At 68.6% G+C, this 2,973-nt stretch carries 3 protein-coding genes and 1 pseudogene; 3 read left to right on the forward strand and 1 reads right to left on the reverse strand.

The window, feature by feature from the left end:
• Positions 1–81 precede the first annotated feature (81 nt).
• Both UK23_RS10350 and UK23_RS10355 read left to right on the forward strand, forming a co-directional pair.
• Positions 82–1,041, forward strand: coding sequence for a GlxA family transcriptional regulator (locus tag UK23_RS10350; protein WP_156213005.1), 960 nt, complete (start codon positions 82–84; stop codon positions 1,039–1,041).
• Positions 1,042–1,083: 42 nt separating this feature from the next.
• Positions 1,084–1,722 (forward strand): HD domain-containing protein, encoded by a 639-nt coding sequence (locus UK23_RS10355; RefSeq protein ID WP_045311210.1) that lies wholly within the window; start codon positions 1,084–1,086, stop codon positions 1,720–1,722.
• On the opposite strand, the gene UK23_RS10360 is transcribed toward UK23_RS10355, so the two are convergent.
• A complete protein-coding gene (locus tag UK23_RS10360; protein WP_082114548.1) occupies positions 1,697–2,611 on the reverse strand; it encodes a saccharopine dehydrogenase in 915 nt (304 codons plus the stop codon). The two genes, UK23_RS10355 and UK23_RS10360, sit on opposite strands and share 26 nt — an antisense overlap.
• Before the next feature lie 71 nt (positions 2,612–2,682).
• Between UK23_RS10360 and UK23_RS10365 the strand changes: the two are divergent.
• Positions 2,683–2,973: pseudogene (locus UK23_RS10365) on the forward strand (AraC family transcriptional regulator); the annotation flags it as partial.

Here is a 2,973-nt window from a genome sequence, read left to right on the forward strand (position 1 = left end):
CCGGGGGCAAGCCCCCGGACCCCCAGCCCGCCTCGTTGCTTCGCAACTTGGCGGGCTTATCTGTTGCGATAGGGGGGCACAGTGCGGGGCGTCGTCTTCCTCGTGTTCGACGGGATGAAGATGCTGGACGTCACGGGTCCCGCGGAGGTGTTCGCGGAGGCCAACCTGGCCGGGGCCGACTACACGATCAGGTACGTCTCGGCGTCCGGCGAACCGGTCACGACCTCGGTGGGGATTCGCCTCCCGGTCGACGGCACCGCTGACGACGTTGCCGAGGCGGACACCGTCATCGTGTCCGGCGGCGACGCCTTGCCCAAGTTGCCGATCCCGACCGATCTTGTCGAGGCCATCCGGGTTCTGCAGGGGCGTGCGCGGCGGCTCGTGTCGATCTGCACCGGATCGTTCGCGCTGGCCGCAGCCGGAGTGTTGAGCGGGCGGCGGGCCACCACGCATTGGCGGGTCGCGGAGAAGCTCGCGCGGGCGCATCCGGACGTACAGGTCGAGGCTGACGCGTTGTTCGTCGAGGACGAAGGCGTCTTCACCTCCGCTGGGGTCTCGGCGGGCATGGACCTGGCGTTGGCGCTCGTCGAGCAGGACCACGGGCCTGACCTGGCCCGGACCGTGGCGCGCAACCTGGTGATGTTCATGCAGCGGCCCGGCGGGCAGTCGCAGTTCAGCGCGCCGTTGCAGATCAGGAGGCCGCGCACGCCCGCGTTGCGCGAGGTGGTGGATCTGGTGTCGGCCCAGCCGGCGTTGGACCACAGCGCGCGGACGTTGGCGGCACGGGTCGGCGTTAGTTCCAGGCACCTGGCGAGGCTGTTCGCGAACGAGTTGGGCACCACGCCCGCGCGGTACGTCGAGCAGGTGCGGCTCGATCACGCCAAGGCGTTGCTGGACGCTGGGCACGGGGTGGCGCAGACGGCCCGGGAGGCCGGGTTCGGGAGCTCCGAGACGATGCGGCGGGTGTTCGTGGCGCGGTTCGGGGCGTCGCCGAGCGAGTACCGGGCGCGCATGTCCACATCTGTGGGGTTGCGGTCCTGATTGACGGTGCCCGCCAGAGAGTCGCAGGTCAACCATTGAGGCATGGCTGAAGTTATCGCTGGTGTGGAGATTCCCGACACGGAACTGGTGCGGGCGGCGACGTCGCTGGTTCGCAAGGTCACGGACGACACGTTGTTCCACCACTCGCGCAGGGTGTTCCTGTGGGGTGCGTTGAAGGCCGCCAAGCGCGGGTTGGACGTCGACCTGGAACTGGCGTACGTGGGTGGGCTGTTCCACGACCTGGGGCTGACGGAGTTCCACGCGTCGAAGGACGTGCGGTTCGAGATCGACGGAGCCGAGGCCGCGAAGGCCTTCCTGCTGCAGCACGGCAGGTCGGAAGAGGACGCGCGCAACGTGTGGCTGGCGATCGCGCTGCACACGACGCCCGAGGTGCCGCTGCGGCTGTCGCCAGAGGTGGCGGCGATCGCGTTGGGCGTGAAGACGGACGTGCTCGGCATCGGTCTCGATGAGCTCACGGACGAGGAGCGCGCCGAGGTGGTGGCCGCACATCCCCGTCCTGACTTCAAGAACCGAATCCTCAAGGCGTTCTACGACGGCATGGCGCACCGGCCGAACACCACCTACGGGACGATGAACGACGACGTCCTCGCGCACTTCGACCCGGAGTTCAAGCGCACCGACTTCGTTGACCTGATCAAAGGCAGCGGATGGCCGGAGTGAGGGTGTCGAGGAAGTCGCGCGCGTCGAACATCGCACCCGCCGAGGCCACACCGGTGACCGCGAAACGGCCGGACAGCAGTCGTTCGACGGCTTCCACGGCCAGCGGAGCGGTGACGGCGTAGATGTCCTGACCGGTGACGGTCACGCGCCGTTCCTCGCCATCGCGCCGGACGACGACGTCCACCTCGAACGTCTCCGCGTCCTGTCGCTCAGAAGCGTTGCGCATGTCGTTGACCGCGCTCACGGACATGTACGTGGTCACGGTGGGGACGGCGAGGTGGCTCGGCACGGTGACCACGTCGGCCATCGTGAACTCGGCGATGACCTCGCGCGGCCCGGACGGGAAATCCCAGGTCAAGGTGCGTGACTCGGCATCGTGGTACTCCAGCGCGCCGTCGCGGAACCGCACGCTGCGACCACCGCGGCGGTCACGCGAGACAGCGCCGGCTTCGAGCGTGCCGGCGCTGGGCTGCCAGCCGGACAGCCCGTAGGCGACGTGGACCTCGTCGGCGGACGTCCAGTCGCCCATCGCGGCTGTCACCAGCAGGTCGCCCAGGCCGCCGAAGAACGCCATCGCGGGGACGACCGGGATCGAGGCGCCGCGGGCGAACGTGTCGGCGTTCGCCTCGATCTCGGCGGCCACGTCCACGTACGGGATGCCCGCGCGTTCGGCCGCGGCGATCAGCGGCAGGGCGGTCACCGCGAACGGGCCGGCCGTGTTGATCACGGCGGCAGCACCCAAGAGCGCCCGGTCCAACGCGTCAGGGTCGTCTGCCGTTGCCTGCGCACGACCGAACGGCATCGGCTCGAAGCCGCGCTTTTCCAGTTCTGCCACCACAAAGCGTCCAGTGAGTCCGGAAGCGCCGTACACCGCGATCTTGTGTCCCATGTAGACCATCCAAGCCGCGAACCGGAAAACCGACTAGTGTCTGGAACGACGTGATGCGTACAGTTTCGGACATGCTCGCCTTCGCCGTGACCGACGGGATGCTCCACTTCGAGCTGGCCGCCACGTACGAGATCTTCACCGCTCCGCAGCTCGACTACGACGTCAAGATCTGCGGGAGCGGACCCGTCCGGGCCGGCCGGTTCACGATGGAGCCGGACCTGCCCCTTGACCAGCTCGAACGTGCCGACACGGTGATCGTGCCCGCGATCGAGGACGTGGACCAGCCCATCGACGCCAACCTCGTCCGAGCCGTCCGGGAAGCACACCGCAGAGGCGCGCGGATCGTGTCGCTGTGCACGGGC

The sequence above is a fragment of the Lentzea aerocolonigenes genome, from assembly GCF_000955955.1.
GTDB classification, from domain to species: domain Bacteria; phylum Actinomycetota; class Actinomycetes; order Mycobacteriales; family Pseudonocardiaceae; genus Lentzea; species Lentzea aerocolonigenes_A.

Bases quoted from the DNA above. Each gene is read 5' to 3' on its own strand.
- UK23_RS10355 (WP_045311210.1), top strand. From the start codon at position 1,084: ATGGCTGAAGTTATCGCTGGTGTGGAGATTCCCGACACGGAACTGGTG.
- UK23_RS10360 (WP_082114548.1), bottom strand. From the start codon at position 2,611: ATGGGACACAAGATCGCGGTGTACGGCGCTTCCGGACTCACTGGACGC.